The organism is Rouxiella sp. T17 (assembly GCF_036663475.1).
Lineage (GTDB): Bacteria > Pseudomonadota > Gammaproteobacteria > Enterobacterales > Enterobacteriaceae > Rouxiella.
This window is the reverse complement of sequence record NZ_JAWUEA010000018.1, coordinates 1-1892: the sequence shown is the minus strand read 5'-3', so window position 1 is coordinate 1892 and position 1892 is coordinate 1. Positions and strand designations below refer to the sequence as shown.

The following is a 1892-nucleotide window of genomic DNA, read 5'->3' as shown; positions in this document are numbered from 1 at the left end:
AAAACGCGGGAGTGCAGAGGGGCGCGTTAACGCCCCTCTGCCTGGTCTGGGCCAGCGCCCAGTAAGCGAAGCGCATGCAGTTGAACTTGAACTTGAACTTGAACTTGAACTTGAACTTGAACTTGAACTTGAACTTGAACTTAAAGAAAATTTGATATCAAAGAAATCATCATTTATCTGTCTTTAACAAAGTTTCAGCTGTTTTCAAAACAGCCATCCCCTCTCTGCTGGCATACAAATAAAGAACAAATGCAATAATAATACACAACCCCATGGAGCCTACCATTGGCCAAGCGCTGTGCGCCGGAAACATCGACAGCAATGAGCCTATCAACGCGCCAGTCCCAAATCGAATCGTACCAGCCAATGAGGCGGCGGTTCCGGCCATGTGCGGGAAATCATCCATTATTACCGCCATCGCGTTCGACGTTACCATCGCGATACATCCAACATAACCTGCTACGCCAAGTACCAATGCCCAGAAACCTAATCCAAAGGCAGTGACCACCAGCAGCCAAATGCCCATGGTGAGCTGAATTAATAAACCCAGACGGAACATTTTTATCGCGCCAAGACGACGTACATTACGGCTGTTGAAAAAGGTTAGAAGCACCAGAAATACAACGTTCAGCGCGAAATAGAAACCGAAGTTCTGGGGAGAAACGCCGTTAAGCTGGATATAAACGAAAGGACCTGCAGAGAGGAAAGAGAACATACCTGCAAACGAAAATCCACTCGCCAGCATATAGCTCAATACGCGCTTATGACGAAAAAGCGAAGCGAAGTTGCCGACCGTGGTTCTCATATGAAAACGCTGCCGCCGCTCTTTGGGTAACGTCTCTTTTATAAACACGCCAACCAGCACGGCGGCAATCAGCGCAGCCACTGCCATTGCCCAGAAAATAGCGTGCCAGCTAAACCACAGCATCAGCGCGCCGCCAAGCATAGGCGCGAGCAGCGGAGCAACCGTCATTACCAGGATGACGAAAGACATCATTCTGGAGAATTCATCTTTCGTGAACATGTCGCGCATCAGGGCGTTGATCACGACGCTGGCCGCCGCCGCCGACAGGCCGTGCAGGAAACGCATGTTAACCAATTGCTGAACGGAATCAGAAAGCGCGCAGGCCGCGGCCGCGATGGCAAAAACCAGCACGCCCCAGAAGATCACCGGCTTACGCCCAAGACTGTCGGCCATCGGACCATAAAACAGCTGGCCAATAGCAAAACCCAGCACATACGCACTCAGCGTCATCTGTACTCTGCCCGCCTGCACGCCAAACTCTTCGGCGATCATCGGCATACTCGGCAAATACATGTCGATAGCCAGTGGCATCAGCATTGATATCAAACCCAATATCAGGATTAAACCCAAGTGGGATGTCCGGGTTTCTTGCACTTTTATCCGTTCCTCATAAAGTTATAAGCAAAAATTCGCCAAGTCATTGGCGTTGTGGCAAGGCGGCAAGTAAACGAATCCCGATGAGCTTACACAGGTAAGTGATTCGGATAACTGCGCCTAGCCAACACCGCTACAGCGTCAAGGACGCTGCGGCACGACGTGCCCAAGTCATTGGCGTTGTGGCAAGGCGGCAAGCAAACGAATCCCGATGCGCTTACACAGGTAAGTGATTCGGATAAGTGCGCGCAGCCAACGCCGCTACATCATCAAGAACGCTGTGGCACGACGTGCCCAAGTCATTGGCGTTGTAGCAAGGCGGCAAGTAAACGAATCCCGATGCGCTTACACAGGTAAGTGATTCGGATAACTGCGCCTAGCCAACGCCGCTACAGCATCAAAGACGCTGCGGCACAACGTGCCCAAGTCATTGGCGTTGTGGCAAGGCGGCAAGCAAACGAATCCCGATGAGCTTACACAGGTAAGTGATTCG

The 1892-nt window shown here is 51.4% G+C and carries 2 protein-coding genes; one reads left to right on the top strand and one right to left on the bottom strand.

The window, feature by feature from the left end; translation table 11 throughout:
- Positions 1–187: hypothetical protein (locus SC206_RS05060; protein WP_332734814.1), on the top strand; the 187-nt coding region annotated here is incomplete at its 5' end.
- On the opposite strand, the gene SC206_RS05055 is transcribed toward SC206_RS05060, so the two are convergent.
- Complete coding sequence (locus SC206_RS05055; protein ID WP_332734812.1) at positions 170–1399, bottom strand: Bcr/CflA family multidrug efflux MFS transporter; 1230 nt, start codon at positions 1397–1399, stop codon at positions 170–172. The genes SC206_RS05060 and SC206_RS05055 overlap by 18 nt on opposite strands.
- Between the last annotated feature and the right edge of the window lie 493 nt (positions 1400–1892).